Origin of the sequence: Niveibacterium sp. COAC-50, assembly GCF_013184235.1 — a bacterium.
Classification (GTDB): Bacteria; Pseudomonadota; Gammaproteobacteria; order Burkholderiales; family Rhodocyclaceae; genus Niveibacterium; species Niveibacterium microcysteis.
Genome location: NZ_JABCJM010000001.1, coordinates 1,608,199 through 1,633,678, shown reverse-complemented (window position 1 = coordinate 1,633,678; position 25,480 = coordinate 1,608,199). Strand labels below are relative to the sequence as shown.

General features: G+C 64.8%; 32 protein-coding genes. 11 read left to right on the top strand and 21 right to left on the bottom strand.

Annotated elements, in window-relative coordinates:
• Positions 1–586: 586 nt before the first annotated feature.
• From HH302_RS07280 to HH302_RS07200, 17 genes are read right to left on the bottom strand one after another with little or no spacing between them, the layout of a single operon-like run.
• Entirely contained in the window at positions 587–1,048 is a 462-nt protein-coding gene (locus tag HH302_RS07280; protein ID WP_172200463.1) for a hypothetical protein, read from the bottom strand.
• The gene (locus HH302_RS07275) at positions 1,045–2,361 is read right to left on the bottom strand and encodes a FliI/YscN family ATPase (protein ID WP_172200460.1); all 1,317 of its coding nucleotides are present in this window, start codon (positions 2,359–2,361) and stop codon (positions 1,045–1,047) included. Before HH302_RS07275 ends, HH302_RS07280 begins: the two co-directional genes overlap by 4 nt.
• Positions 2,358–3,065, bottom strand: coding sequence for a FliH/SctL family protein (locus tag HH302_RS07270; protein WP_172200457.1), 708 nt, complete (start codon positions 3,063–3,065; stop codon positions 2,358–2,360). The genes HH302_RS07275 and HH302_RS07270 overlap by 4 nt, the downstream gene beginning before the upstream one ends.
• The gene (locus HH302_RS07265; protein ID WP_172200454.1) at positions 3,053–3,586 is read right to left on the bottom strand and encodes a hypothetical protein; all 534 of its coding nucleotides are present in this window, start codon (positions 3,584–3,586) and stop codon (positions 3,053–3,055) included. The genes HH302_RS07270 and HH302_RS07265 overlap by 13 nt, the downstream gene beginning before the upstream one ends.
• On the bottom strand, positions 3,573–4,979 hold the full coding sequence (gene fliF, locus HH302_RS07260) for a flagellar basal-body MS-ring/collar protein FliF (protein ID WP_172200451.1): 1,407 nt from the start codon (positions 4,977–4,979) through the stop codon (positions 3,573–3,575). Before fliF ends, HH302_RS07265 begins: the two co-directional genes overlap by 14 nt.
• 9 nt (positions 4,980–4,988) lie before the next feature.
• On the bottom strand, positions 4,989–5,291 hold the full coding sequence (locus HH302_RS07255; protein WP_172200449.1) for a flagellar hook-basal body complex protein FliE: 303 nt from the start codon (positions 5,289–5,291) through the stop codon (positions 4,989–4,991).
• Positions 5,288–5,722 carry a flagellar basal body rod protein FlgC gene (locus HH302_RS07250; RefSeq protein ID WP_172200446.1) on the bottom strand — a complete coding sequence of 145 codons (435 nt, stop codon included), beginning with the start codon at positions 5,720–5,722 and terminating at the stop codon, positions 5,288–5,290. Before HH302_RS07250 ends, HH302_RS07255 begins: the two co-directional genes overlap by 4 nt.
• A 1-nt stretch (position 5,723) precedes the next feature.
• Positions 5,724–6,089, bottom strand: a complete 366-nt coding sequence (locus tag HH302_RS07245) for a hypothetical protein (protein ID WP_172200443.1) — start codon at positions 6,087–6,089, stop codon at positions 5,724–5,726.
• Positions 6,090–6,099: 10 nt separating this feature from the next.
• Entirely contained in the window at positions 6,100–7,224 is a 1,125-nt protein-coding gene (locus tag HH302_RS07240) for a flagellar basal body P-ring protein FlgI (protein WP_172200440.1), read from the bottom strand.
• A 4-nt stretch (positions 7,225–7,228) separates the two neighbouring features.
• Positions 7,229–7,807 (bottom strand): flagellar basal body L-ring protein FlgH, encoded by a 579-nt coding sequence (locus HH302_RS07235; protein ID WP_172200437.1) that lies wholly within the window; start codon positions 7,805–7,807, stop codon positions 7,229–7,231.
• Positions 7,804–8,526 carry a flagellar basal body P-ring formation chaperone FlgA gene (flgA, locus tag HH302_RS07230; protein WP_172200434.1) on the bottom strand — a complete coding sequence of 241 codons (723 nt, stop codon included), beginning with the start codon at positions 8,524–8,526 and terminating at the stop codon, positions 7,804–7,806. Before flgA ends, HH302_RS07235 begins: the two co-directional genes overlap by 4 nt.
• 7 nt (positions 8,527–8,533) lie before the next feature.
• Positions 8,534–9,277: a flagellar hook-basal body protein gene (locus HH302_RS07225; RefSeq protein ID WP_172200431.1), complete on the bottom strand. Its 744-nt coding sequence runs from the start codon at positions 9,275–9,277 to the stop codon at positions 8,534–8,536.
• Between the two features lie 4 nt (positions 9,278–9,281).
• Positions 9,282–10,013 carry a flagellar hook basal-body protein gene (locus tag HH302_RS07220; protein WP_172200428.1) on the bottom strand — a complete coding sequence of 244 codons (732 nt, stop codon included), beginning with the start codon at positions 10,011–10,013 and terminating at the stop codon, positions 9,282–9,284.
• 5 nt (positions 10,014–10,018) lie between these two features.
• Positions 10,019–12,022, bottom strand: a complete 2,004-nt coding sequence (locus tag HH302_RS07215) for a flagellar biosynthesis protein FlhA (protein ID WP_172200425.1) — start codon at positions 12,020–12,022, stop codon at positions 10,019–10,021.
• 14 nt (positions 12,023–12,036) lie between these two features.
• Positions 12,037–13,104 (bottom strand): flagellar biosynthesis protein FlhB, encoded by a 1,068-nt coding sequence (locus HH302_RS07210; RefSeq protein WP_172200422.1) that lies wholly within the window; start codon positions 13,102–13,104, stop codon positions 12,037–12,039.
• 2 nt (positions 13,105–13,106) lie between these two features.
• Positions 13,107–13,853 carry a flagellar biosynthetic protein FliR gene (locus tag HH302_RS07205; protein WP_172200419.1) on the bottom strand — a complete coding sequence of 249 codons (747 nt, stop codon included), beginning with the start codon at positions 13,851–13,853 and terminating at the stop codon, positions 13,107–13,109.
• A gap of 29 nt (positions 13,854–13,882) precedes the next feature.
• Entirely contained in the window at positions 13,883–14,152 is a 270-nt protein-coding gene (locus HH302_RS07200) for a flagellar biosynthetic protein FliQ (protein ID WP_216661771.1), read from the bottom strand.
• Positions 14,153–14,716: 564 nt separating this feature from the next.
• Between HH302_RS07200 and HH302_RS07195 the strand changes: the two genes are divergently transcribed.
• From HH302_RS07195 to HH302_RS07175, 5 genes are all read left to right on the top strand, one after another.
• Positions 14,717–15,325: a 2'-5' RNA ligase family protein gene (locus HH302_RS07195; protein WP_172200416.1), complete on the top strand. Its 609-nt coding sequence runs from the start codon at positions 14,717–14,719 to the stop codon at positions 15,323–15,325.
• Positions 15,326–15,347: 22 nt separating this feature from the next.
• Positions 15,348–15,578, top strand: a complete 231-nt coding sequence (locus tag HH302_RS07190) for a DUF6116 family protein (protein WP_172200413.1) — start codon at positions 15,348–15,350, stop codon at positions 15,576–15,578.
• Positions 15,575–16,063, top strand: a complete 489-nt coding sequence (gene tadA, locus HH302_RS07185) for a tRNA adenosine(34) deaminase TadA (RefSeq protein WP_172200410.1) — start codon at positions 15,575–15,577, stop codon at positions 16,061–16,063. The genes HH302_RS07190 and tadA overlap by 4 nt, the downstream gene beginning before the upstream one ends.
• A 13-nt stretch (positions 16,064–16,076) precedes the next feature.
• On the top strand, positions 16,077–16,976 hold the full coding sequence (locus HH302_RS07180) for an LD-carboxypeptidase (RefSeq protein WP_172200407.1): 900 nt from the start codon (positions 16,077–16,079) through the stop codon (positions 16,974–16,976).
• 95 nt (positions 16,977–17,071) lie between these two features.
• Positions 17,072–17,413, top strand: a complete 342-nt coding sequence (locus tag HH302_RS07175) for a GNAT family N-acetyltransferase (RefSeq protein WP_371814602.1) — start codon at positions 17,072–17,074, stop codon at positions 17,411–17,413.
• On the opposite strand, the gene HH302_RS07170 is transcribed toward HH302_RS07175, so the two are convergent.
• From HH302_RS07170 to HH302_RS07160, 3 genes are read right to left on the bottom strand one after another with little or no spacing between them, the layout of a single operon-like run.
• Positions 17,410–18,120 (bottom strand): NRDE family protein, encoded by a 711-nt coding sequence (locus HH302_RS07170; RefSeq protein WP_172200384.1) that lies wholly within the window; start codon positions 18,118–18,120, stop codon positions 17,410–17,412. The two genes, HH302_RS07175 and HH302_RS07170, sit on opposite strands and share 4 nt — an antisense overlap.
• A complete protein-coding gene (locus HH302_RS07165) occupies positions 18,111–18,404 on the bottom strand; it encodes a DUF4936 family protein (RefSeq protein ID WP_172200381.1) in 294 nt (97 codons plus the stop codon). The genes HH302_RS07170 and HH302_RS07165 overlap by 10 nt, the downstream gene beginning before the upstream one ends.
• 31 nt (positions 18,405–18,435) lie before the next feature.
• A complete protein-coding gene (locus HH302_RS07160) occupies positions 18,436–19,476 on the bottom strand; it encodes a folate-binding protein YgfZ (RefSeq protein WP_172200378.1) in 1,041 nt (346 codons plus the stop codon).
• 126 nt (positions 19,477–19,602) lie between these two features.
• On the opposite strand from HH302_RS07160, the gene mltG reads away from it, so the two are divergent.
• The 6 genes from mltG (at position 19,603) to HH302_RS07130 (ending at position 24,116) form a co-directional block, all read left to right on the top strand.
• Complete coding sequence (mltG, locus tag HH302_RS07155; protein ID WP_172200375.1) at positions 19,603–20,610, top strand: endolytic transglycosylase MltG; 1,008 nt, start codon at positions 19,603–19,605, stop codon at positions 20,608–20,610.
• On the top strand, positions 20,607–21,224 hold the full coding sequence (gene tmk, locus HH302_RS07150) for a dTMP kinase (RefSeq protein WP_172200372.1): 618 nt from the start codon (positions 20,607–20,609) through the stop codon (positions 21,222–21,224). Before mltG ends, tmk begins: the two co-directional genes overlap by 4 nt.
• Entirely contained in the window at positions 21,221–22,264 is a 1,044-nt protein-coding gene (gene holB / locus HH302_RS07145; protein ID WP_172200369.1) for a DNA polymerase III subunit delta', read from the top strand. The genes tmk and holB overlap by 4 nt, the downstream gene beginning before the upstream one ends.
• Positions 22,261–22,626 (top strand): PilZ domain-containing protein, encoded by a 366-nt coding sequence (locus tag HH302_RS07140; protein WP_172200366.1) that lies wholly within the window; start codon positions 22,261–22,263, stop codon positions 22,624–22,626. Before holB ends, HH302_RS07140 begins: the two co-directional genes overlap by 4 nt.
• A gap of 87 nt (positions 22,627–22,713) precedes the next feature.
• On the top strand, positions 22,714–23,484 hold the full coding sequence (locus tag HH302_RS07135) for a TatD family hydrolase (protein ID WP_172200349.1): 771 nt from the start codon (positions 22,714–22,716) through the stop codon (positions 23,482–23,484).
• Complete coding sequence (locus HH302_RS07130; protein WP_172200346.1) at positions 23,484–24,116, top strand: ankyrin repeat domain-containing protein; 633 nt, start codon at positions 23,484–23,486, stop codon at positions 24,114–24,116. The genes HH302_RS07135 and HH302_RS07130 overlap by 1 nt, the downstream gene beginning before the upstream one ends.
• Positions 24,117–24,125: 9 nt before the next feature.
• Here HH302_RS07130 and HH302_RS07125 read toward each other — a convergent pair whose 3' ends face one another.
• A complete protein-coding gene (locus HH302_RS07125) occupies positions 24,126–25,475 on the bottom strand; it encodes a hypothetical protein (RefSeq protein WP_172200343.1) in 1,350 nt (449 codons plus the stop codon).
• Positions 25,476–25,480: the final 5 nt, after the last annotated feature.

Below are 25,480 nucleotides of genomic sequence, written 5' to 3'. Positions count from 1 at the left end.
CGTGTCGGGCAACACGGATGCCGGAAGCCCGGGTGATGGTGGGAGACCGGCGGGCAGCTGCGGCAGACGGCATGACTCATACATATCCCGCCGGACCAACGCTTGCGCGCGCGTTGCCGACACGAAGGAGTTGTCCGGTTCACCATTCGGTACAAGCGAGATCGGCTGCGTCCCGTCGTCATTGGCACCGACGGACAACGCCTCAAAGAGCGCCGGGGGCGCCCGTCTATCATCTTGGGGAGCGTGGTTTGCGGCCACTGTCGCGGGCTCACGCGTGCTTGGCGCAGTGGACACACTGGGCTGCGCGGCGCTAACACGCGCACCCGCGTCAGCTTCGCGCATCGGCGATTCCATAGCAGCGCGCGGCGATATAAGTTGGTCGGGTTGGCGCTCCGGAGTGTGCTCAGATGGACCCTTGCCTGAGTGGGGCACTGGACGACCGTTGATCCCGGAGTCTACGCCCTCGTCACGTTGCAGGGCGTTGAAGAGCGCGCGCCAACATTCGAAAGCAAAACGATCGATCTGGGAGGAGGTGGTACCGCCCGGAGCGGTGGGTTGGCGGGACGCTTCGATGGCGTTCGTCACATCATGCTCCCGAGTCCGAGCGTCGGTATTGCGCCCACAGATCATTCGCGTCCTGGCTTTCGCGCGCGTCGCGCCGGCCTTGTGTCTCGCGCGCGATGTCGCGCAGCTCGTCGCGCAGCAGGTCTTCGACGCGGCGATGACGCGCGAGTTCGGATCCCTTCTCTTCCACCGCCATAAGTGCCCGGGCGCATTCCGTTTGCGCGGCATTCAACGCCGCCGCCTGCCGCCCTGCATTGCCGGCCAGCCAATGCAAGAGCGCCGGGTTTAGCGCAGCCCCTTGGCCAGCCACGCGGGCGACTTCGGCCTGCCACGCCTCGTGCGCGCGGATCGCGTTGGCCACCTGCGCTTCTTGGTGGGTGAGCACGTGCTGCGCGTCGGCGAGCGCGGCACCTGACTCGAGCACCTCCCACCGCTGGCGAACGAGCAATGCTTCGATGGGGGCAGCCAGCCGTTCGGGCTTCATGTGGCGTTGGTTCCCAGCAGCGCCGCTAATGCTCGGAAGGCCTCTTCGAGCGTGGCGTGTATCGTTTCGCGCTGGGTCAGCCAGGCGCGGATACGGGGAGCCAGCGCGACTGCCTCGTCCAGTTCTCGGCTGACCCCCGCGCGGTAGGCGCCAACCTCGATCAACTGGCGGTTGCGCTCGTAGTGCGCTAGCAAGGCCAGCGTTCGTGCTGCGATTTTGCGGTGCTCGCTACTGGCGATTTGCGAGACGAGCCGGCTGATGCTTGTCAGCGGATCAATGGCTGGATAGTGGCCCGCATTGGCGAGCGCGCGCGACAATACGACGTGGCCGTCGAGCGTGGCGCGGATGGCGTCGGAGATCGGCTCGTTGAGGTCGTCGCCTTCGACTAGCACAGTGTAAAGCGCAGTGATTGAACCGCGTCCTTCGCCCATGCCGCTGCGCTCGCACAGCTCTGGGATCTCTGCGAATACCGAAGGAGTGTAGCCACGCGAGGTCGGTGCCTCCCCTACGGCGAGACCGATTTCGCGTCGCGCCAGTGCGAGCCGGGTCAGCGAATCCATCAGCAACAGCACGTCACGACCTTGATCGCGGAAGTACTCGGCGATGGTGGTCGCGACATAGGCCGCCTTGATGCGTTGCAGGGCCGGGGTGTCGGAGGTGGCGGCGACGACGCAGGCGCGGCGAGCGCCTTCTTCGCCGAGGTGATCTTCGACAAACTCGCGTACCTCGCGCCCACGCTCGCCGATCAGCGCGATGACACAGACCTCCGCGGAACTGCCCTTGGCGAGTTGCCCGAGCAGTGTGCTTTTGCCAACGCCGCTGCCGGCGAAGAGGCCCACGCGCTGGCCCTTGCCGAGCGGCAGCAGGGCATCGATGCTGCGAATGCCGGTGACGAGCGGTTCGGTGATTCGTGCCCGGCGCATCGGGTTGGGCGCGGCTGCGCGCTCGGGGCGACGCGCCGTGTGGGCAATCGGACCCTTACCATCCAGCGGCTCGCCAAAGGCGTCGACGACGCGACCGAGCAGGCCGTCGCCCAAACCGACCTCGAAGCGTTTGCCGGTAGCGATGACAGGCGCGCCTACGTGGATGCCGTCGGTGTCGTGGTAGGGCATCATCAGGACGCGGCCGCCGCGGAAGCCGACGACCTCGCACGTAACGGGCAGATCGCGCCCGCTCGGTTCGACGCGACACACCTCGCCGACGCTGGCGGCCGGCCCGTCAGCTTCGAGGAAGTAGCCGCGCCCCTCGGCCACGCGGCCGCGACGCACGATCAGTTCCGCTTCGCGAAGGGCGCGTACGAGGGGGGAATTCACGTATCGTTCCGCGCGCCGCGGCGCGCGGCCGCCAGCGTTTCGTGCAACACGCGCAGCTGCGTGTCCAGCGATGCATCGAACTGCCCGATTGGCGTGTCGATGATGCACCCGCCGCCCGCCAGGCCCGCATCGGCCGCGAATTCGAGCTGCTGCGATGCCGTCGCGAGTTCCTGCGGATCGATCAGCTCGGTGAGTCGAGTCAGATCGTCGGGATGCAGGCGCACACGGACGCGACCAGCGGCGTGAGCTGCGGCGAGCGTGTGGCGGACGACCGCAGCGACGGCTTCGGCGTCCACGAAGGTTTCGCCGAGGATACGTGTCGCGGCGATGGTCACGAGCTCGACGATCTGAGCCTCCTGCAAACGAAGGCGGTCGGAAAGACTGGCATCGATGCGTGCAAGCGTGTCGCGGAGCAGCGCAGTGCGTTCACTGTGATCTCTTTCCGCACGCTCCGCGGCGAGGCGGCGAAATTCTTCGTTGCCCGAGGCAAGACCCTCCGCGTAGCCGCGTTGCCGCTCGCTCTCGTAGAGCGCGTCGGCCTCACGCTTGAATTCGACGCGCAGCTTCGATTCGAGCGCGGCGCGTAGCGCCGTTTCGTCGAATTGCGGCGGTTCCGGTGTGGCCGATGCGACTGGCGCAACCGTCTCTGGGCGCAAGCGCTTGCGCGCACCGCTCACGGCGGCGGCTCGAACTATCGACTCCATCGGAGTCCGTTCCGGATGGTGGCGAGCCAGTCCCGCTTTGCGCGGGTACGTTCGACCGCCTCGACGGGGGCGGGCTGGCTGCGCAGTTGTTCGGCGAAGTGCGCTAGCAGCCGCTGTGCAGCATGCGGCGAGAGCGCAGGTGCAGCGGCCAACGCCGCTTCGACTTCGGCAAAGCGTTCGGGCGTCATTTGTTCGCGGCAGGCGTCGTGCAACGGCCCCTTTGCGGCACGAAGGATCGCCGCAACAGTCGAACTCGCGAGACCGTCTAGCGCTCTCGCCGCCAGCAGGGCGTCTGGTGCGAGCGACGTGGTGCTCTGCGTTGCACGGGCGCGGGCGAGGGCGTCCTGTGCAAGCGTGCGTGGTATGCCCAGCACCGTGAGTTCCTCCAGCAAGTCACGTAACTCACGGCAGGTGGATTCATCGAGGCGGGTCAGCACCCGCTCGCGCGATGGCGCGTCGAGTGCGTGCAGGGCGAGTGCCGCATCGCGACGGCCGTTAGGTTGCGTTTCAGCCGCGTACATCGCCTGCTCCGGTCGGGGCGTCCTTGCGCAGCCAGTCGGCAAGGGTCGCGCTGAGCGCATCGACTTCCGCATCTGACAGCGGTTTGGGCTGCGCCCGACGCGCGCGGCCCATCCAGAGGAACGCGACAAGGGCCGCGAGCGCAACCGGAATGACGATCCACATTTCGTAAAGAGCAAATGCAGTCGCGCGGTCACTGGCCGTGCGCGAAACGGGTGGAGGCCGGATCGCGGTCTCACCCCCGGTGCTCACTGGTTCGGCGACACCGCCCGCCGGCAACGCGATCACTGCGATTGCATCGCCGCGCGTGCTTTGTGCGCCGACGGCGTGTGCCACGAGGCGCTCGATCTCGGGCAGCAGGCCGTCGGGAGCTCCGTGCACTAGCACCGCGACCGACAAACGGCGGATGCTGCCGGGGGCCTGCAGCGTCTCTTCCAATCGGTGACCGACGCGGTACTCGTATTCGCTGTCGGTCACTTCGGAGACGTTCTGATCGCCACCGGCGCCGCTGCGCAGGCTCTGGCGCTCGCGTATGGCTACCCCAACCTCCCGCTCGCCGTCGCCCCGTACCTTGGAGGCCAACGGCTGTTCGGTCGTGATCTTCACGCGGTCGAGGTCGAGCACTGCGTCGACGCTGACCGAAAAGCTGCCCGCAGGCAGCGCGTCGGCGAGCAGACGCTTGAGCTTTGTCTCGAGGTAGGCATCGGCGTCGCGCTTTATCGCTACAGGACCGCTGGTAAGGTCTTCGTTGCCGCCGTCCGCAGTACGCGAAAGCAGGCGCCCGCCGAAATCGACGATTGCTACTTCCTCCGCCCCGACACCCGGCACGGCCGAGGCCACCAGGCGCTGGATGCCGCGCACACGGGCGGCGTCGAGGTCATGTCCAGGATTCGCGGCCAGCGCGACCGCTGCGCTCGGTCGGGTGGCGTGCTTGCGCAGCGGGCTGGGGTCGGGCAGCACGAGGTGCACACGCGCGGCCCTCACGCCGTCCATAGCTGTAATGGTGCGTGTCAGCTCGCCCTGCAGCGCGCGCTGGTAGTTCACGCGCTGCGTAAAATCGGTCGCCGCGAAGTCGGAGTTGTTGAAGAGCTCGAGCCCGAGGTTGGGGGCAATCCCCACTGAAGCGCCGGCCAGGCCGACGCGTGCTCGGCCCATCTGCGACTCGGGCACTTCGATGCTCGCGCCGTCGGCGCCGATGCGGTAGGGAATCTTGGCCGCATCAAGGACACGCGTGGCCTGTTCGATGCGCTCCCCGGTGAGATCGTCGGCCAGCAGCAGATGGCGATCACGCATGGCCCAATAGCCCAGCGCGACGGTTGCCACGAGGATCGCGCCGGCGCCAACGGCCAGCCCGACGCGCGCTCGACGGCCGAGCGCATTCCAGTACGTCTTCATGGTCGCGCCTTACACCTGCATCCGGGTCAGTTCTTGCCAGGCTTCGAGCGCCTTGTTGCGCACCTGGATCAGGGTCAACACCGACAGGCGAGCGCGCTCCAAGTCAATCATGACCTCGTGTAATTCCTGTGGCTCGCCGGCCGCCATGCGCTGCAGTGAGCCCTCGGCCGTCTTCAGCGCTTCGTCCGCCTGTGCGAGCGGTCGCATGAATTCTGCGAAGTCCGGTGCCGCGACGCTCGCGCTCGTCGGATTGAGCTTGCCTTCTGGCGCGAAGGCGACAATGGCCTCAATGGCCGCAATCGCCTCACTCATGCGCCACTCCCGATTTCAAGTGCCTTGCTGCACATCTGGCGCGCGGTCTGCACGGCGGCGAGATTTGCTTCATAGGCGCGCACGGCGCCGTTTATGGTCATCATTTCGTTAAGGTGGTCGATGTCGGGGTGGCTGACGTAACCCTGCGCGTCAGCCATGGGATGACCGGGTTCGTAGGACTTTACCGGTGCGCGCTCGGAGGCAACGAGGCGCACGTCGCCAGCGCCCAGCAGGGCCCGACGTAACGAAGTCAGGGTGCCGGCGAAGGCAGGCTGCGAAGGCTCGGCGACGGCGGTCAACGGCTGATACAGACGGCCTGACGCGTCGGCCACAGTGCCGATGTTGGCGAGGTTCAGCGTCGCGGCTTCGACGCGCGCCTTCTGAAGGGCGAGGCCGGAAGCCGAGATACGGGCGATTTCCGAGAAGTTCATGTCATACCTTGCTGGCCGTAGCCGCGGCGGAGGCGATGGAGAGGTAACGCGACAGCGCGCGGGCCAACGCGTTGTAACGAAGACCGTTGGTCGAGAGCGCCATCATGTCTGTCTCGATGCCGCTGGACGGCGTCGGCTGTTCGGCAATGATGCGTGCATGCGCGGCCACAGTCTGGCTTCCGGGCCGCACGCCGGCGTTGGCATCGGCCGCAGCCGTCAATGCGGCATCGAAGGCCACGCGCTGGCGCACGAAGCCCGGGGTCGAGGCATTGGCGACGTTGTGGGCGATGACACGATGCTGGAAGCTCGCCATCGACATCGAAACGGAGAGCCGTTCGACGAGCAGGTCTTGGGAATCGATCTTCACTGTTGCTCACTTATTGGACGATCAGATCGGCGTGCAAGGCGCCGGCGGCCTTCAGGGCCTTGAGAATGGATACGATATCGCGGGCGCTGGTGCGCAGACGCCCGAGCGCCTGGACGAGATCAGCGACTGTGCCGCCGGGTTGGGTGACGAGGGTCGCACCGCTGCGCTCTTCAATGTCGACGCGCGAATTGGAGACGCGCTCGGTTGTGACGCCAGGCTGGAATCCAGCGATCAGCGTCGGTTGCGACACGCTGTTGTCAGTGGCAATCGATATCTTGAGGTCGCCATAGGAGATCGCGACTGACGAAACGCGCACCCGCGCACCAGCGATGACCGTGCCGGTGCGCTCATTGACGACCACTCGTGAGGGCGCGTCTGGTTGAAATTCCAGGCCCTCGATTTGGCGCACGAAGTCGACAAAACGTCCTTGGTGGCTCGCCGGCACGCGCACGGTGACGCCGCCGTTGTCGGTGGGCGTCGCCTGCGCGCCGGCGAAGGCGGCATTGATCGCGTCAGCGACGCGCGCGGCGTTCGTGAAATCGGGCTCCATCAGACTCAGCGTCAGGTTGTCACGCTTGCCTAGATCGGCGTGCAACGGCTCCTGTTCGACGCTGGCACCACCGGGCACGGTCGCGACTGTTGGGTGATTCTTCTGTCCCAGTGTGCCGTTGGCGTCGTACTTGTAGCCACCCACCGTCAGCGGACCCTGACCCAGCGCATACACCTTGCCATCAGGCCCTTGCAGGGCGGTAATCAGCAGCATTCCGCCAACCAAGCTGCGCGCGTCGCCAACCGAGGTCACCGTAAGGTCCAGCGTGTCTCCCTGGCGCGCGTAAGCCGGCAACGCAGCGCTGACCATTACGGCGGCGACGTTTCGGCTACTCACCGAGTCGCTGGGGATCGAAACGCCGAACTGCGAGTAAAGGTTCGCCAGCGACTGGCGGGTGGCCTTGTTGCCGGGGGCGTCGCCCGTACCGGCCAGTCCGGTGACGATGCCATAGCCATACAACGGGTGGCTGCGCGCGCCTTGTACGCGCGCCATGTCCTTGATGCGGGAGCCGCTGGCAGAGACTTGTGCGGAAGCGGTGGCGAGTGCCAGCAAACCGATAATGAGGAGGCGGGTCCGGAGATTCATGCTATCAGAGCCCGAAGAGCGTAAGGAGACGCGAGAGCAAGCCCGGTTTGCCCGCATCGGTGAGGAACCCGTCGCCAACAAACTGGATGCGTGCATCGGCGAGTCGGTTCGACTGCACGACGTTGCGCTCGTCGATGTCGGTCGAACGCAAGCGCCCTCGTACTCGGATCGTCTGCGCTTCGCCGTTCAGGTCGAGTTGCTGCTCGCCGGCGACGGCGAGGTCGCCGCTTGGCAGGATCTCGGTCACGGCGACGGTGATCTGCGCGAGCAGGCGCCCGCTGCGCTGCATGCGGCCCGCGCCCGTCGAGTCGTTGTCCAGCCCTGCGCCGGCGGAAACGCTGGCGCCCTGGATCGGGTCGACATTGACGTTGGCCGCGCTGCGCCGGTGGGTACCGAGGTCGACAGCGGTGGTGGCCGTGGCGTTTTCCTGGATCGCGATGGTAAGCACGTCGCCGACACGCCAGGCGCGCCGATCGGCAGTGAGCGAGCGGAATTCGGTCGGAGCGAGCAGCGACACCGACTGTGCGTGAGCGGCCGACGCTGCAAGCGTCGCGATGACGATCAGGCGCGACATGGCATTCATTGCGACGGTCCTTCGATCAACACGACACCATCGGCACGGAGTCGACCCGTGACGGGAGTGGTCGAGTTGGCCAGTTGCACGCTGAGGCGTTCGCCGGGCTGAGCGTCGCGCAGTGCGCGCCCGTGCTGTTCAAGCACGACGGATGCAACTTGCACGCGGACCGGTACATCGTTGCCCTCGGCGACGAGGGGGGCGGTGCGCAGGTCGGCTTCGTGCAAGGTCTGGCCAGGCGAGAGCGCGTTGCGCAAACGCATCGCCTGCGTGGGCGCCACGCATGGTGCTGACATCGGCTCGGCCCCGGCGCGCTCGACTACGACGAAGCCTTCGCGGTAGTCCTCGCAGCGGAAGGATGTGTTGCGCTCCAGCGTTCGGGTCGCAACGAGGCCCCGCACGGCGCGGCGCAGGAAGAGCCGCGCACGCACGCTTCGGGTCGCAGGCAGCGCCTGTTCAAGCGCGACGTCGACGCTTGTGGGGACGGCGTTCGGCCCCTGCGGATGGAAGAGCGTGAGCCGCACCGGTTGCGCGAAGTCGAACTGCGCGGCGCCCTCGTCGGTCTGTCCGACCACCGTGTAGCGCTCCCGCTCTCCGGCAAGCCAAGTCTCTGCCTGGCGAGCGACGAGGCGTCGCAACTCGGACGCATCCGACGCGTTCAGCAGCACCTGCGACGGCGCGGCATGGGCGGTTGCCGAAGCGAGCGCCAGGGCGATGATACGTTTCATTGCTTTCCTACTTCCGCAGGCCGTTGGTGAGTGCCATGATCTCGTCCGCAGCCTGTGCCACCTTGGCATTAAGCTCGTAGATGCGCTGCGCGAGCATCATGTTGACGGTCTCGTCGACGAGCTTCACGTTCGCGGATTCGAGCTTGCCTGCAATGACGTGACCCAGCCCCAGTTCCCCCGGGCGTCCGCGCAGCAGACGCGAGTCGCTGGCGACCGCGAACAAGCCATCACCGAGGTACTCGAGCGCGCTCGGGTCGGTAATCGATGCGAGTTCGATACGCCCAATCTCGCTGAGTGCTTCGGCGCCGGGCAAGCGCGCGACGACTGTGCCATCGGGCAGCACTGCGAGTTCGCGCGCACCTTCGGGGACGCGGATGTCGGCGCGCAGCGCATGGCCTGAGTCGGTCGCGAGCGTGCCATCGGGTAGCACCTGCAGCCGTCCGCCACGCCACAAAACTGTTCGTTGGCCTTCGGCAGCGACCTCGATGAAACCATCACCGGAAACTGCGAGATCCAACGGATTACCCGTTGCACGCAGTTCGCCGGTTGTCAGGTCGATGCGCCAAGGCGCCGCAGGACGCGGTGCGTCCTCGTTCGACGCGGCGGGGGAGGGGGCCATCAGTGCACCGAAATCTACTCCGATGCGCTTGTAGCCTGGGGTGTTGGCGTTGGCGAGGTTCTGCGCCACGGCATCGAGCTGTGCCTTCTGCGCCTGCAACCCGATCTGGGAAATACGCAATGATTCGAACATGTGATTACCCCTGCAGGTCGCCCAGTTTCTGGATCGCGCGAGAGAGCATGTCGTCATAGCCCTGGCTCGCGCGCACGAGGCTTTCGTACTGGCGGACGTTGGCCATCAGGGCAAGCATTTCGGCGCCGTGATCGACGTTGCTCTCTTCGAGATGTCCTGGCCTCACGCGCATGGCGTCCAAGCCTGCCGCGTGCCAGCGCGTGGTTGGGGCGATCACCCCAGCGTCAGCGAAGTCGAGTGTTTCGGGCGATTCGGGCGTCACGAGCGCGAGGCTTGCAACCGGGATGCCCTCCACCGAGATCCGCGCTCGTTCGTCGATCTCGATGCGTCCTGGCGGCAGCACGATGTCGCCTTGTTCGCCCTGGACGCGCAGACCGTTGAATGCGACGAGCCGGTTCTCCGCATCGGTGCGGAAATTCCCGGCGCGCGTCACAAATTGGCGTGCGCCGTCGGAGAGCAGGAAGAACACGTTCGGCGTGGGGATCGCGACGTCAGCAGTGCGTCCCGTCGCGCGCATCGATCCAGCGCTTGCGTCGCGGGCGAACTCGGGGTGAGCTGGAGCGGTGGCCGTCGTTGCAGCCGCATCGCGCATGGCAACGTGAAACTGTGGCGCAGGGGCCGCTACCTTGCGTCGGTAGCCAGGGGTCAGCGCGTTCGCCGCGTTGGCGGCACTGCCGCTTACGCGCGCCTGAAGTGAGGACAGACCGATGCGGGCGATCTCAAGTACGTCGGACATGGCAGTTAAGGCGATACGGTGGAAAAGGCGCGCAACTCGTAGTGCGGCGGGATCTCCGCCACCGACAGCACGCGTACATGGGGAGTCGCGCGCTCGCAGAGCGCACGAATCTGGCGTCGTGCGTCGGGCGAACACAGCACGACAGGCAACAGGCTACTCTTCATCATCCGCTCTGCTTGGCCGGCGAGCTTTAGCAGAAAGCTCTCGGCGGCGCGCGGGTCTGAGGCGACCGCAGGCAGGGCCGCGTCGTGCCCCCCCGGCACAAGCAGGCGTTCGATGGCTGGGTCGACGGTGATCACGTGCAAGGTTTTGTGGTCGGACGACAACGCGTTGCAGATTGTAGTCCCCAGGCGCTGCCGCACGGCCTCGGTGAGCGTGCCAGAGTCCTTGCTCTGACGCGCCGCGTCGACGAGGGCCTCAAGGATTGCCTCGACGTTGCGGATCGCCACCTTCTCGCGGAGCAAGTTTTGCAGCACTTTTTGCACGTCACTGACAGTAAGAACGGTGGGAACCAGTTCTTCGACCAAGCCGGGCGACGCGCTGCGTACGCGACCGAGCAATCGGTCCGTCTCGCTGCGCGTCAGGAGCGATGCCGATTGCTGGCGTACGACTTCACACAGATGAGTGAACAGAACGGTCGCCGGGTCGACCAGCGTGTATCGTGCTGCCCGCGCCGCTACTTGCTGCGCGTCCTCGATCCAGAGGGCCGGCAGGTTGTAGCTCGGGTCGCGCGTTGCGATGCCAGGTATCAGGGTCTGGTCGCCCGAGGGGTGGATCGCGAGGGTGCGCGCGGGCTGCAATTCGCCGAACGCCACCGGATCACCTTGAATGCAGATCTGATAGTGCGCCTCACCGAGTTCGGCGACTTCGCGGAAGCGCACCTTGGGCATGTGCAGCCCCATGTCGCCTGCGTACTGGGTGCGGAACGCTGCGACCCGCTCGGCGAGTGCACCCTGCTCGCCACCGACCAAGCCGGATAGTCCGCGACCAAACTGGATCTCCAGCGGTGCGAATTCGAGCGCATTGGCTTTCACGTCGTCGGTCGTCGCATCGGCTTCGTTATCATTAGTCGGGGTCGAGGTTTCGCGCGCCCGCCAGAATCCGAGACCGAGCGCTGTCGAGATTGCCAGCGCTGGTAGTGCCGGAATGCCCGGCAGGAAGGCCGTCGCCAACAGCGTTCCAGCAGCCAAGACCAGCGTGCGCGGGCGCGTCAGCAACTGTCGCAGCACCTCCTTGCCCAGCTCCGTGTCGGACGCGGAGCGAGTGACAATAAGACCAGTGCCGACCGAGATCACCAGCGCCGGAATTTGCGTGACGATGCCGTCGCCGATGGTCAGCAGCGTGTAGCGTTGCAGGGACTCCGCCCAGCCCATGCCGTGCTGGATGACGCCGATCACGAGACCGCCGACGATATTGATCAGCATTATGACGATGCCGGCGATAGCGTCGCCCTTCACGAACTTGCTCGCCCCGTCCATCGCACCGTAGAAGCCAGCTTCCCGTTCGAGGTTGCGGCGACGGCGTTTGGCCTCGTCCTGATCGATGAGCCCCATGTTTAGGTCGGCGTCAATACTCATCTGCTGGCCAGGCATCGAATCAAGCGTGAAACGTGCTGCAACTTCCGAAACCCGTTGCGCGCCGGCGGTCACGACGACGTACTGCACGACGACAAGGATCAGGAAGACGATCAGACCGATCACGTAGTTTCCGCCCACCACGTAGGCTCCCACCGCACCGATCACTCGGCCGGCGTCGCCTTCGGTGAGGATAAGGCGCGTCGCACTAACGTTGAGCGACAATCGAAAGAGCGTTGCCACCAGCAATACTGCCGGTAAGGTCGAGAAGTCGACCGGGCGCGGCGCATAGAAGGTCAGCAGCAGGATCAGCAGCGCCAGCGCGAAGTTCGTGAGAATCAGGAAATCGAGCAGGCCGGGAGGAATCGGCGCGAAGAGCAAGAAGAGGATGCCCAGCACCAGCGCGACGAGCACCAGATCGGAGTTCGCGCGCATCAGCGACGACCTGCTCACCGCGCACCCGCCTTTCGTGGTCGCGTTGCGGCAACCCACAGCAGGATTTTCGCGACTGCACCGTAGTGCTCGGCTGCGATGTAGGCGTCTTCATCCACCGCGCGGAACAGCGCGCGCGCGAGCGGCGGGTTCTCGACCACGGGGACGCAGGCTCGTCTGGCGATCGACCGTATCAGCCAAGCCTGGATGCCACGGCCCTTCGCCGTCACGCGTGGCGCCGGATCGTTCGCCTCGTCGTACTCGATGCACACCGCGAAGTGCGTCGGATTGGTGACGACTGCGCTGGCTGCCGGCACGCGTGCGAGGGAGCGCGCGCGACGCACCACCTCATTGCGCAATTCGCGCTGACGTTGCTTGATGCGCGGGTCGCCCTCGCGCTCCTTGAATTCATCCTTGAGCTCACGCTTGGACATGCGCATCTGCCGCATGAAATCCCAGCGGGCAACGAGCCAATCGAGCAACGCGAAGCCCACGTAGAGAAGTGCGAGCAAGGAGAGCAACTCGCCGACAAGGGATACCGCTTCGGCCGCGATTCGCCGCGGCGCACGATGCGCGAGACCGAGTACCTCAGCAAACCGGTGATGCAGCCAAAACCCCAAGAGCGCACCACTTGCAGCGAGCTTTAAGAGCGAGCGACCGAGATCGAGCAGGGCGCGCAACGAAAAGAGGCGTTTGAGTCCTTGGGCCGGGTTGAGTCGGCTGAAATCCGGCTTCAGCGGTTCTGCGCTAAGCACTCCGCGCGCCTGGATACCAGCTCCCACAAGGGCCGCGATCAGAAACAGGAAGATCAGGGGGGCTGCCAACGCGAGTGCATCGGCACCGAGCGACATGATGCGTGCACCGAAGGGCGGAGCCTCAATGCCCAGTCGCAGCCCCCCGACAGTCAACCGTGCCGCGGCAGCCAGCGTGCGCTCACCCAGCGCATAGGTGCCGCCGGCTGCTGCCGCCAGCACCAGCGCGAAGGTCGTGTCCTGGCTGCGGACAAATGAACCGCGCTCTCGGGCCCGCTCCAACTTGTGCGGGGAGGGCTGCTCGCTCTTGTCGAGTTCTTCCTGATTCGCCATGGTCAGCGCACGACAAAGTATTCGAACAAGTGCAGGGCAGAACCCTCGGAAGTCCATCCGCGACAGGTCAGCGAGAGGATCGTGACAGCCACGAGCGCCTTCACCGGGGTCGCAAGCACCAACACGTTGATCTGCGGCATAGAGCGCGACGTCACTGCCACCCCGACGTCGATGAGCCAGAGCGCCATCATGACCGGAGCGGCAAGTGCGAGACCGTAGACGAAAATCTGCGACGCGCGCGCTGCCAACTCAGGAAGGGCGCTGTCGGGCAGGAAGCTGCCCGCCGGCACCCACTCGTACGACATCGCGAGGGCGCGAAGTAGATCGAGGTGGGTACCTGAAAAGAAGAACAAGGCCAGCGCAGTCGTCGTGAAAATCTGCGACAGCGTACTTCCTGACGCCTTGGTGACCGGGTCAATGACCGAGGCCAACGCCAATCCAGACTGCACGTCCACCGCGCGTCCCGCAAGCGCGAAGGCTGCGAAGCTCGCATGAACCCCCAAGGCGAGTACCCCTCCGACAAGCATTTCAGATACGCACACCGTGAGCAGGCGGGATTCCGACATCCCAGTCAGCGCCGGCTCTAGCGCTGTCGAGAAGACGAAGGCCAATGCCAAGACGACCACAGCCCGCACCGGCATGGGTACCCTGAAGCTGCCCAGTACGGGACTGGTGGCGAACACGGGAGTCAAGCGCGAGGCCGCTATAAGCGTAGCGGCGCCGGTGGACAACAGACTGGAAATCGGCATGCCGGGTACTTCTAATACTTGTTTTCGGATCAGCCGATCAGGGGGATCGAAGAAATGACATCAGTCGCGAACATTGCAAGCCGCCGCAGCATCCACGGCGCAAGCAGCATGAGGGCGATGCCTGCGACAACCAACTTCGGAACGAAGGAGACCGAGGCGTCCTGGATCTGAGTCGCGACCTGGACGATATTGACCAACAGCCCGACCACAAGCACGACGAATAAAATCGGAAGCGACACCATCAGGCCGGTGCGCAGCGTAGAAGATAGTAGATCGACGGGGGAGGCAATGGAGTGCACGTAGAGTGGAATGCTTCGAAGCGAATTTTTACACTGTGTAATGCTACCGGAAATCGATGCCCCTCGGATTGTCCATATTTGCCGAATTGTGCGTTTTGTCGCAGGCTGCTCTGCAGCTCCCGCACGGGTAGCGATCTAGCCCTGCCGGGCTGTCCCCGGCGCCGCAACGCAGCACGTTCATGGCGACTGGGAGCGAAAGACGAAGGTAACGTGCTAGAACGGCTCAAGTCCGTTCGCTCCATGGTAGGCGCCTTCAGTGGGTTGCTCGGCGTAGAACGACGATGAAGTCGGATCTTCTGCTACCGTTGCCGTCGATCGGCAGGTGTTACAAGTCAGGCATGGTGTCTGCGGACTAAGTTGCAATCGGGAATGTGGATTATGTTGATTGACATCTCCTTCAGTGATGCGTAGTGATTTCGCCGTAACAAAAGCACCCTCGCGTTCTGGCGGTAACAATGACGGTATGCGACGGGTTGTACTTTCTTGTTCTTATGGGGGGCGGGGGCTTGGCAGCTCGGTTGATGATAGAGTGGGAATAACTTCGTTCCCGCGCGCGCGGCGCCAATGAGGAAAAACAGTGGGGCAGGGGCCGGCCAGCTGGTGCTGGCGGGCTTTGAACCACCATCCGAGCGGGTGCCGCGCGACGACTTGTTCTTCGCACTCCAGCCATCATCGGATGTCATCCCGGCGATCATGGAGGCTGCGCAGCTACTCCATAGCGAGTATCGACTCTCAGGCCGGATGCAGCGGGTTGATCGGCTACACGTTTCGCTGTGGGGTGTAAGGATCCCGGCGGATCAATCCGAGGTGCTCGCCAACACCGCGACGCGTGTTGCTGCTCAGATCCGCCGAAATGCTGTTGCCCTTGGCCTTGAACGCGCATTGAGTTTCGCCGGGCGCAAACCACCCGGCGACGCTGTGCCCGTCGTATTGAGGGGCGAAGGTGGTAATACCGGCGCTGCGAACCTGGGCACCGAGCTCGCGGCAGCAATGCGGGTCCCCGGTGGTGCTGTCGCTACGCCCCATCTGACGCTTGCGTACGACGCGCAGGTCGTACCTGAGCACGCTATTGAGCCGATCTGCTGGACCGCGCGCGAGTTTGTGCTGATTCGCAACCGGGTGCTGTCCGGGCGCCCCTACGAAATTCTCGGTCGATGGCCGCTCTGCGGCTGACGACTGGCTCTGGGAGACTTCGATGGCCATTCCCGGCTTCTTCCTGCGCCTGCTGCCTGGCGCGCTGCTGCGCTTCGCTGAACGGCTGCGCTTCCCGCAGCTCTTTCTTTTGACGCTGGCGCTGTTCGTTTTCGATCTGCTGATCCCGGACTTCATTCCTTTCGTCGATGAGTTGCTGCTGGCGCTGGGAACGCTGCTGCTCGGGTCCATACGCAAGCGGAGGGAACCGGACGCGCCGACAACAGAACGATGAATCAAGACGCTTTGTTTGACGCCGCGGATGAAGCCTTCATGCGCGAGGCGCTCGCGCTTGCGCGACAGGCAGCGGACGCGGGTGAAGTGCCGGTTGGTGCTCTGGTCGTGCTGGACGGGCGCGTCGTCGGCCGCGGCTTCAATCAGCCCATCCTCGCCAACGATCCGACCGCGCACGCTGAGGTGATGGCGCTGCGCGACGCCGGGCAGGTGCTTCAGAACTACCGCATGCCGGGCACGACGCTGTATGTGACCCTGGAGCCGTGCGTGATGTGCACCGGTGCGATCTTTCACGCGCGCGTTGAACGCATCGTATTTGGTGCAACAGATCCGAAGACCGGCGTGGCTGGAAGCGTGATGGATCTTTATGCTCAGACGCAGCTGAACCACCATGCCGGCATTCGCGGTGGCTTGCTGGCCAGCGAATGCGGTGCGATGCTTTCGGCCTTCTTCGCGGCGCGCCGCAAGCGCCGCGATACCAACTGAGGCTCCGCCTGCTATGGCCTGTTTCGGTTTTTTTGCGCCCTCGGGCTTCAGTCGTGATACGCAGGCCGTTGAGCGCGCGGCCGAGCGCTTGCGCGGCCTTGGCCACACCGTCGTGCTCGACGAGTCGCTACTGTGCTGTGACACCCGCTTTGCGGGCGACGACGACACTCGGTTGGCGGCGATAGAACGCATCGCGGCAGACTCTCGGGTCGACGTCGCTGTTGCGCTACGCGGCGGCTATGGGCTGACCCGCTTGCTCGATCGCATCGATTTCGCGCGCTTGGCCGGCAGCGGCAAGGTGTGGGTTGGCCACAGTGACTTCACGGTATTTCAATGTGGTTTGCTGTCTGCTGGTGGCGTTAGCCTGCACGGGCCGATGGTGGTATCCGATTTTGGGGCGGAATCAGTGAGTGATTTCACCCTTGAACACTTTGGTCGGATGCTCGAAACCGGACATGACGGGCTGCGGATCGACGTGGCACAGGGGTGGTGTGGTGCGCTTGAGGGTCCCCTTTGGGGCGGCAACCTGAGCATGCTGGCGCATCTGGTCGGCACGCCGTGGATGCCCGTGGTTGATGGTGGCATCCTCTACCTTGAAGACGTGGCCGAGCCGCCGTTCCGGATCGAACGCATGCTGCATCAACTCCATTTTGCCGGCGTACTCGACCGTCAGCGTGCGCTGCTGCTTGGCGACTTCGGTGGCTACCGTCCCGGCGCTACCGATAACGGCTTTGATTTCGATGCGATGGTGCGTTACCTGCGTGAGCGATTCGATGTGCCGATATTGACCGGCCTGCCTTTCGGCCATGTCGCGGACAAGTTGTCGCTACCGTTTGGTGGGATCGCGGCGCTGGAAAGTGATGAGGGCGGTTGGTCCCTCGATTACCGGCTTGAAGGAGTAACGACGTCATGAACGAGCGGGCCTTTTCGGTACGCCGCGCAGATTGGTCCAGCGAGCAACACTTGCTGAGGGCCGTTCGCACGACGGTCTTCGTTGAGGAGCAGCACGTGCCTGCCGAAATTGAGTGGGATGAGATAGATCCGCTTTGCGTGCATGCACTGGCGTTTGATAGCGCGGGAGCCCCGATCGGCACTGCGCGGCTTCTTCCGGACGGCCATATCGGCCGCGTCGCGGTACTCGCGCAGTGGCGTGGCTACGGTGTCGGACTGGCTCTGATGCGCTGGATGATCGACGCGGCGCGCGAGGCCGGGCATGCATATGTTGCGCTGAACTCGCAGCAGAGCGCAGCGGGTTTCTATGAGCGGCTCGGATTCCAGATCGATGGCGATGGATTCTGGGAGGCGGGGATTCCGCACGTCCCGATGAGCTTGGCGCTGGCCGCGCGCTAGATCAGCACGCGTTCGATCAATTGAGGCTCCCCGGCATGCGGTAACGCAACGACGGACTGGCTTCGGGTACCGTATCCGGGCGCGGCAATCCGGATAGCCGACAGCCAACGCTCCCAGTCCAGCGGTACGCCAGTGTTCGGCAGCGAGTCGTCGGGTGCGAGACGGTCGTCCGAAAGCAGCGTGAACAGGTCCTCGGGATCGGCGCGTCGCTCGACCGCTTCGGCGAGTGCATTTGAGCCTCGGATCACTTTGGGCCAGGGTGTGTCGAGGCTGGCATTGGATAGCGCGTGGATGCCGGGCGCGACGCGCTCCGCGCACGCCTGCTCACTGTTGAAGTGCCAAAGCGTTTCGCGGTCACCCACGAGCAGATTGAAGCCATTGTATTGGTGGGCAGTGCGCTCGATATCAAGCAGGAAAGCGTCGATGCACCGCGCCCGTAAGGCGGCTGTGACGATCTCGCCTCGGCTGCGCGCATCGCTTCGCTGCCGCGAGGGCGCACGGATGTTCGTCAGCGCGGCGAAGCGGCCGTTTCGTGTGACGCCCATCCAGGTTCCGCCAGCGCGCAAATCCCTGCCAGCGTAGATCCGAGGTTCATCGAGCCACCAATGCGCGGCCTGTGTCGGGCGATCATGAAACTCGTCGCGGTTTGCTGCGACCAGAAGCGGAAAGTCGGGGTGCGTTTGCCAGGCCAGGAGAATCAGGCACACGTTGGTGCTTCCAGTGGCACGAAGTGCTCCACATGCATTGCACCGCCGACGATGAATTCAGCAAGGCCACCGTTCGCGACAGCGTGCTCGCGTGCTGCCAGGAGCGCGGGGGCTGAGGTCACGTCTTCGTAGACCTCCATCCAGGTATCGGGATCGTCGGCACGGCGCATCAGACGGGCATGCCGCGCATGCGGGGCGAGCGAGGCGAGCAGTGCGTGCGCCAGCACCGACGCCGTGTCGTCGGCGCCAGGCTGGATCCGGTAGTAGATGTAGAGGTGGCTCACAGCGTTTTGGGGCTTGAGCTTGGTGCGCTTGTTACGAGACCGTGTAGGGCAGGGGCTCGAACTTCAGCAGCGGGCCGCTCGGCGTGGCGTGATGCACCTCGTTGGCCTCGCGGCTTGAAAGCTGCAATACCGCCAGTACTTCATAGCCGGCGTCCGGCGCGGGCGTCGCGGTGACGATCTTGCCGCAGGACTGTTCGCCAAAATCTGGCGCGAAAAGATCGTCTCCGGCGCGCGGCGGCTCAACGCTTGCCACCTGCGCGCGGAACATGCGCTTCTTCAGCTTGCCGAGATACTGCGTTCGCGCAACGATCTCCTGGCCGGGGTAGCAGCCCTTCTGAAAACTGACGCCGCCAATCAGCTCGAAGTTGAGCATCTGGGCGACGAATTCGTCCTGGGTTGCCTGCGTGACCACCGGGACGCCGGCGCGGATGTCCAGCCAACGCCAGGCTGCTGTGCCAGCGGGGCTTGCTCCGGCGCCGACGAACTTCTTCCACAGATCACCGGCCTGTGCGACGGGGCAGTGGATCTCAACGCGAGCAGCGTCGATGCGTATCACCTGGATTCCGCCCTGGGAAACGCTCATCGCTTCCGGCGGCAGCGTCAGCCCAGCCGCGTCCAGGGTCGTGGCGACCGCCGGACCGGCGAGGCCGATCGCCGCGTATTCGGGTGTCACATCGGTCAGCCGCACCTTGGAGCGCAGGACGTACATGCTGAGCTTCTTGTGCATTGCCGCGAGCAGATCGGCCGACAGTTGCAACAGGAAGTCTGAGCCGTCCCGCCATACCAGGAAGCTGGCCAGCATCCGCCCCTTGGGGCTGTTGAAACTGTTCCAGTGGGCGCGATGCAGTTCGAGCTTCTTGATGTCGTTCGACATCAAATTGTGCAAGAAGGCAGAAGCGTCTTCGCCAGAGGCGCGCAAGGTCCCCAAATGCGTGAGCGGCACCACCACGGTACCGCTTGCGGCACGCGCAACCTCCGATCGCGGGTCGTCCGAAAAGGAAACCGTGCCGGGTGCGTCTTCCGCAAAGCGGGCCCCAATCTGGTCGAGGTGCAGCAGCCAAGGTGATTGCATGGAGTGATCGATCCTCGTTTCGGGATTCAGGTAAAGCGGATGTGGGGCTATTATACGAGCCCACAAGAGGCGCCCCGCGGGGCGCCTTTGCGTATTCGGCCCTTAATCCGCCACGCGGTTCCCTTGATGCGCCTTTTCTTCCGTCGTTTGTTGCTTGCTGTCACGTTCCTCGGCCTGATCTTCGCGCTGGTGCTGGCGTGGCGGGTCAATACGCCGCTTGCGCTGCGTTCCTCGCCGTTGGAGATCGAGATCGAGCAGGGCAGTTCGATGCGCCAGGTGGCGCGTCAGGTCGCCGCGTCCGGGGTGGATATCAATCCATGGCTGTTCGAAGCCCTGGCTCGTGCAAGCGGCCATGCGTCGCGAGTGAAGGCAGGGAGCTACGAGATCCTGGAGGGCGTGACACCGTGGACCCTATTGCAGAAACTGGTCCGCGGTGACGCGTCTCAAGGCGAGTTCGTACTCGTCGATGGTTGGACCTTCCGCCGATTGCGCGAAGAGCTGGCTCGCCTGCCTGGGCTCAAAGCCGATACGGCGAATCTGAGTGACCAGGAGGTGCTTGCGCGCCTGGGTGTCAGCGCCAGCAACGCCGAAGGTTTGTTCATGCCGGACACGTACTTTTACGCCAAGGGCGGCAGCGATCTTGCGCTGCTCGCGCGTGCCCAGCGCGCAATGGCCCGCCATCTCGATGGTGCATGGTCGAAGCGGGATCCGGATCTGCCTGTCAGCTCGCCTTACGAGGCGCTGATCATGGCCTCGCTGATCGAAAAGGAAACCGGTATCGCGGAGGACCGGCCACGCATCGCGTCGGTTTTCTACAATCGTTTGCGGATCGGTATGCCGTTGCAGACCGATCCCACGGTGATCTATGGTCTCGGCCCTAATTTCGACGGCAACCTGCGCAAGGCCGATCTGCAGGCCGATACGCCGTACAACACCTACACCCGTCGCGGCTTGCCGCCAACACCGATTGCGATGCCGAGCGAGGCAGCGCTGGCTGCGGCCTTGCACCCGCCGCGCACGCCCTACCTGTATTTCGTGGCACGTGGCGATGGGTCGAGTGAATTCTCCCGTACCTTGGACGAACACAATCGCGCCGTCGCGCGCTATCAGAAACGCAAGGGCAACAACCGATGAGCGGACGCTTCATCACCTTTGAAGGGATAGACGGTGCCGGCAAGAGCACCCAGATCGCAGCCGCGGTGGCATTGATCGCTGGCCGAGGCCTTCAGGTCGTGCAGACGCGGGAGCCTGGCGGTACTCCGTTGGCCGAAAAACTGCGTGAACTGGCGTTGCATGAACCGATGCATCTTGAGACCGAGGCGCTGGTGATGTTCGCTGCGAGGCGGGAACATCTGGCCGCGAAGATCGAGCCGGCGCTGTCTGCCGGGCAGTGGGTCGTCTGCGATCGCTTCTCGGACGCGACGTACGCCTACCAAGTGGGCGGGCGTGGCCTCGCCGCGGACAAGTTTGCCGTGCTTGAGCAATGGGTCCATCCACATCGCCAGCCGGATCTGACTTTCCTGTTTGATCTGGATCCCGCGATCGCCGCCGCGCGTATGGCGGCAAGCCGCAGCGAAGGCGACCGCTTCGAACGCGAGCAAGCCGACTTCTTTGCGCGTGTGCGTGCCGCCTACTTGGCGCGCGCTCGTGACTGTGCCACGCGCTTTCATGTGCTGGATGCCACCCGGACGCCGGATGACATTCAGCGAGAGGTGGAAGAGGTGATCCGGGAGCGCTTCTTCGCATGATTCTTCCCTGGCATCAAACGCTGTGGACACGTCTGGCCGCCGCGGGCGAACGCGGGCACCATGCCTTGTTGCTGGCCGGCCCCCCAGGTGGCGGCAAGCGCCAGTTCGCCGATGCGGTCGCCGCTGCGAGGCTGTGCGATCGGCCTGGTGCAGAGGGATACGCCTGCGGTGAGTGTGAGGCCTGCACCTGGCGCGCAGCGGGTACCCACCCGGATCTGTTCCGGCTTGTGCCGGAGGCGGACGAGGCCGCGGACGACGTCAGCGAGGCTGACAAGGAAAGTGCCAAGTCACGCCAGATCAAGGTGGAGCAGATCCGGCAACTCCAGGATTCGCTCACCCGCAAGGGTCATCGTGGCGATCGCCGCGTGGTGCTGGTGGACCCTGCGGAGGCCATGAACGCCGTGACCGCAAACGGGCTCCTCAAGTTGCTCGAAGAGCCGCCGGTTGGCGTGCTGTTCCTTCTGATCACGCGCGCGCCGGATCGGCTGCTCCCGACCATTCGCAGCCGCGCGCAACGTTGGGATTTCCCAGCCCCGGATGCCGCTCAGGCGTCGGCCTGGCTGGCCGAGCAGGGGGTCAAGGATTCGGCGACCTGGCTCGGCTTTGCTGGCGGTATGCCGGTTGCAGCCGAGGAGCTTTCGTCCGGCCCGCTGGCGGCCTGTCGCGCTCGCTTCGTCAAGGACATCACGACCCTGCCACAACGCGACCCCGTCGAACTTGCCGGCACATGGGATACCTGGCTGCGAAGCAAGGATGCTCAGGCGGCCGCATTCGACATGCCGCGCCTGGCCGACTGGTTGTTGCGCTGGTATGCCGACCTTGCTGCAGCAGCCAGCGGTGCGCCGCTTCGGTATTTCACCGATGCAGAATCCGCTTTGCGTGGGCTGACGCGCGGCTGGAACGCCGAAGAAGCGCTCGGTTGCTACAATGACGGATTGAACCTGCGCCGCGTGGCGGCGCACCCGCTCAACGCACGCTTGCTGCTCGAAGATACCCTGCTGCGATACTGTCGCCGCCTCGCTACCGGGAGACCCGCATGAGTACGCCCCAGCCCTCGACCATTGCGCGTCCAGCGGTGCTGTCGCTCAGCATCAACTCCAAGTCCGCACTGTTCGCGGCGTACATGCCTTTCATCCGCAACGGTGGCTTGTTCATCCCGACCAACAAGACCTATGGTCTGGGCGACGAGGTCTTCATGCTGCTGCAGTTGATGGACGATCCGGCCAAGCTGCCGGTCAAAGGCAAGGTCGTCTGGTGTACGCCGCCCAACGCTCAGGCCGGTCGTACCCAGGGCGTCGGCGTGCAGTTCACCGAAGACGAGAGCGGCTCCACCGTTCGCGCCAAGATCGAGCAAGTGCTCGGCGCGCATATCGGCTCGAATCGCCCCACCCACACCATCTGATTTGGCGTTCGCGCCGCGTCGTGCCACCCCGATCGTTTATCGCGTCGGCGGGCCGTCGCGTGCTTCTCGTAGCGCGCCTGGATAGCCATGTTTGTAGATTCACACTGTCACATCGATTTCTCTGATCTGGTCGACCTTGGCGAGAAGTTGTTCGCCGATATGCATCAGGCGGGCGTCACGCACGCGCTTTGTGCTGGCGTCAGCATCGAGCGCCTCCCGGGGGTACTCGCGATTGCGGAGGCGCGCCCCAACGTGTTCTGCTCCGTGGGCGTGCACCCGGAACACACCGAGGGTGAGGATCCGGATGCCGCGCGTCTGCAGGCACTCGCAGCGCACCCGAAGGTAGTGGCGATTGGCGAGACCGGGCTCGACTACTACTGGCACAAGGACAAGCCGGAATGGCAGCGCGAGCGTTTTCGCCAACATATCCGCGCAGCCCGCGCCTGTGGCAGGCCGCTGATCGTGCATACGCGCGATGCGGCGGACGACACCTTGCGGTTGATGCGCGAAGAGGGCGCCGATGCATGTGGCGGCGTGATGCACTGCTTTACGGAGTCTTGGGATGTCGCCGCCGGCGCGATGGAGCTGGGCTTCTACATTTCCTTTTCCGGCATCGTTACCTTCAAGAACGCTGCGCAGATCAAGGATGTTGCGACACGCATGCCGCTCGACCGCATGTTGATCGAGACCGATTCGCCGTATCTGGCGCCGGTTCCGTATCGAGGCAAACTCAACCAGCCGGCCTACGTGCCGCATGTCGCACACGAGATCGCGCGGCTGCGGGGTATCGCCGTCGATGAGGTCGCGGCGGCAACGACCGACAACTTCTTCCGCCTGTTCGCGGCGGCTGGCCGCTGATGAGGTTCGTCTCGGCGCTGCTGTTGGCGCTCACGGTGGCCGGTCCGGCGCTGGCGACCAGTCTTGATGCCGCACGTACCGGTGCCGAAATGGGGCGTGTGTCGGTGGTACGGGACTATCTCGACGAAGGCGGCGCCGTTGATGCCCTCGATTTCCGCGGCAGCACGCTCCTGATTCAGGCTGCAAGGACGGGCCAGACCGAGGTGGTGGCGCTGCTGCTCGCGCGTGGCGCAAACCCGGCCGTGCGCAGCGGTGCCGGTGAGAGCGCAATTTCACTCGCGGCGATGAACGGCCATCTCGACACTGTGGAGGCCTTCATCACCGCCAAAGCGCCGCTGGAAGTGCCGAATGCCTGGTCGCCGCTCCACTACGCGGCGTACATGGGGCATGAGGCCATCGTCAAGCGGTTGCTCGGGGCCGGAGCGCAAGTCGATGCGCGCGCCGACAACGGCGCGACGGCGCTGATGCTGGCGGCGCGTGGTGGTTATCTCGCGATCGTCGAGCAGCTGCTCGACGCGGGTGCCGATATACGCCTGCGTAGCGACCGCGGTCTCACCGCACTAGGCTGGGCATTGGCCAACGATCGCGCCGAGGTCGCGTCCTGTCTGCGCCGCGCGGGCGCGGTCGACTAGCACCCGCTGTCACCGATTCTTAGCCGGCGCTGCTTCAAGTGCGTCGCACTGGGCGTGGCGCTGGGCTTCGGGAACCGACGCCACTGCGGCGAAGCCACCGCCTGGCGTGCGGAAGTTCGTCGTTTGCCCACGATAGAGACGGGCGGCGAAGAGTTGAACCTGCCCGCAGTAGGCGTAAGCGCGCAAATCGCTCTTGAGCTCGATTGAACTGCCGTCAACCCGCTTGACGCGCGACGAGGGTGAGACGATGCGTTGCGCTACGTAGTCGCCCGCCAGGATCTCGTCGAACACCCGTCGTGTCAGTTTGTCGCCGCGATAGGCGGCCTTGCTTCCGAAGCCGCTTGCGGGTTTGAAGAACCACTCGCGTCGCGTTTGCCACAGGGTATCGGCTTCGGCGCGTTCAACCCTGCGCGTGGGTGGTACCACTTGCTCACACAAGGCGATGTCGCTTGCGGCAACGCCTATCGACGCAAGGAAGTCAGTGTCGGAGAGCAATGCCAAATGCCGCTTGTCTGCGTACAGCGCATGGGCGCGTGGGTGGGGTGTGATGACCGCGAGGTCGCCCAGCCACGCCTGGCGCAACGCGGCGCTCTCGGGTTGGTCGAAAGCGAAGTCGGTGCTGCGGTTGTAGACCAGATCGATGCCGTCGTCGCCCAGGTATAGCCGACCGTCGCGAACCCGCAGTTCGGCCGGGTCGCAGATGCTGGTGCGAATCCCCGCGCGCTCGAAGAGGCGCTGGAAGAGCAGGAATTCCGGCAGAAGGTATTGCGACGCCGGCGCCGCGTCCACGATCGCGATGTGGGCCAGCGGCTCATCTCCGCGCGCCAGCTGCCATTCCTTGCGGAACATGTGCAGGAACTCGGTCGCGACGTCGGCACCGGATTCAAGCTTTCCGCCGTCCCCCCGCACCGCGTTGCAGCAGGCGAACTGGGCCCGTGCGAGTGCTGCGTTGAGCAGCCCGCCGCCCGCGTTGGTGTTGATTTCAATCAGGCGGGGGCCCTCGTCACCGAGATGGAAGTCGTAACCCATGAAGACGCTGCGCGCAGCGCTTTCGGTGACCGCGCTGGCAGGCGCGTCGGCCAGCACGCGGGACTGCCATCCGGGCAGGGCAACGATGCGTTCGTGCGCGGCCACAAAGGCTCGCATCGTTGCGAGATCACGCTCGCCGACAAAGACGGTGGTGTCAGAGAAAAGGTTGGGGCGCGCGTCCTCGACCATCGCTAGCAACGCGCCATCCTGCGGGTCGCCACAAAGCTCACGCTGCAGCTGGCTGCGATTCAGGGTCACGCACGCACAGCGCTGATTGAGCCAGGACGCGATCGACGCGCTGTTGGAGCGCTGGGCGTGGGGGGTGGGCACGTTGT

Coding starts and splice junctions, on each gene's coding strand:
- HH302_RS07265 (WP_172200454.1), bottom strand. CDS start 3,586: ATGTACGCGGCTGAAACGCAACCTAACGGCCGTCGCGATGCGGCACTC.
- HH302_RS07195 (WP_172200416.1), top strand. CDS start 14,717: ATGAGGAAAAACAGTGGGGCAGGGGCCGGCCAGCTGGTGCTGGCGGGC.
- HH302_RS07255 (WP_172200449.1), bottom strand. CDS start 5,291: ATGAGTGAGGCGATTGCGGCCATTGAGGCCATTGTCGCCTTCGCGCCA.
- flgA (WP_172200434.1), bottom strand. CDS start 8,526: ATGAAACGTATCATCGCCCTGGCGCTCGCTTCGGCAACCGCCCATGCC.
- holB (WP_172200369.1), top strand. CDS start 21,221: ATGATTCTTCCCTGGCATCAAACGCTGTGGACACGTCTGGCCGCCGCG.
- mltG (WP_172200375.1), top strand. CDS start 19,603: ATGCGCCTTTTCTTCCGTCGTTTGTTGCTTGCTGTCACGTTCCTCGGC.
- HH302_RS07225 (WP_172200431.1), bottom strand. CDS start 9,277: ATGTTCGAATCATTGCGTATTTCCCAGATCGGGTTGCAGGCGCAGAAG.
- HH302_RS07130 (WP_172200346.1), top strand. CDS start 23,484: ATGAGGTTCGTCTCGGCGCTGCTGTTGGCGCTCACGGTGGCCGGTCCG.
- HH302_RS07205 (WP_172200419.1), bottom strand. CDS start 13,853: ATGCCGATTTCCAGTCTGTTGTCCACCGGCGCCGCTACGCTTATAGCG.
- HH302_RS07135 (WP_172200349.1), top strand. CDS start 22,714: ATGTTTGTAGATTCACACTGTCACATCGATTTCTCTGATCTGGTCGAC.
- HH302_RS07240 (WP_172200440.1), bottom strand. CDS start 7,224: ATGAATCTCCGGACCCGCCTCCTCATTATCGGTTTGCTGGCACTCGCC.
- HH302_RS07280 (WP_172200463.1), bottom strand. CDS start 1,048: ATGAAGCCCGAACGGCTGGCTGCCCCCATCGAAGCATTGCTCGTTCGC.
- HH302_RS07270 (WP_172200457.1), bottom strand. CDS start 3,065: ATGGAGTCGATAGTTCGAGCCGCCGCCGTGAGCGGTGCGCGCAAGCGC.
- HH302_RS07250 (WP_172200446.1), bottom strand. CDS start 5,722: ATGAACTTCTCGGAAATCGCCCGTATCTCGGCTTCCGGCCTCGCCCTT.
- HH302_RS07210 (WP_172200422.1), bottom strand. CDS start 13,104: ATGGCGAATCAGGAAGAACTCGACAAGAGCGAGCAGCCCTCCCCGCAC.
- fliF (WP_172200451.1), bottom strand. CDS start 4,979: ATGAAGACGTACTGGAATGCGCTCGGCCGTCGAGCGCGCGTCGGGCTG.
- HH302_RS07160 (WP_172200378.1), bottom strand. CDS start 19,476: ATGCAATCACCTTGGCTGCTGCACCTCGACCAGATTGGGGCCCGCTTT.
- HH302_RS07215 (WP_172200425.1), bottom strand. CDS start 12,022: ATGCGCGCGAACTCCGATCTGGTGCTCGTCGCGCTGGTGCTGGGCATC.
- HH302_RS07180 (WP_172200407.1), top strand. CDS start 16,077: ATGGCCTGTTTCGGTTTTTTTGCGCCCTCGGGCTTCAGTCGTGATACG.
- tadA (WP_172200410.1), top strand. CDS start 15,575: ATGAATCAAGACGCTTTGTTTGACGCCGCGGATGAAGCCTTCATGCGC.
- HH302_RS07190 (WP_172200413.1), top strand. CDS start 15,348: ATGGCCATTCCCGGCTTCTTCCTGCGCCTGCTGCCTGGCGCGCTGCTG.
- HH302_RS07235 (WP_172200437.1), bottom strand. CDS start 7,807: ATGAATGCCATGTCGCGCCTGATCGTCATCGCGACGCTTGCAGCGTCG.
- tmk (WP_172200372.1), top strand. CDS start 20,607: ATGAGCGGACGCTTCATCACCTTTGAAGGGATAGACGGTGCCGGCAAG.
- HH302_RS07220 (WP_172200428.1), bottom strand. CDS start 10,013: ATGTCCGACGTACTTGAGATCGCCCGCATCGGTCTGTCCTCACTTCAG.
- HH302_RS07140 (WP_172200366.1), top strand. CDS start 22,261: ATGAGTACGCCCCAGCCCTCGACCATTGCGCGTCCAGCGGTGCTGTCG.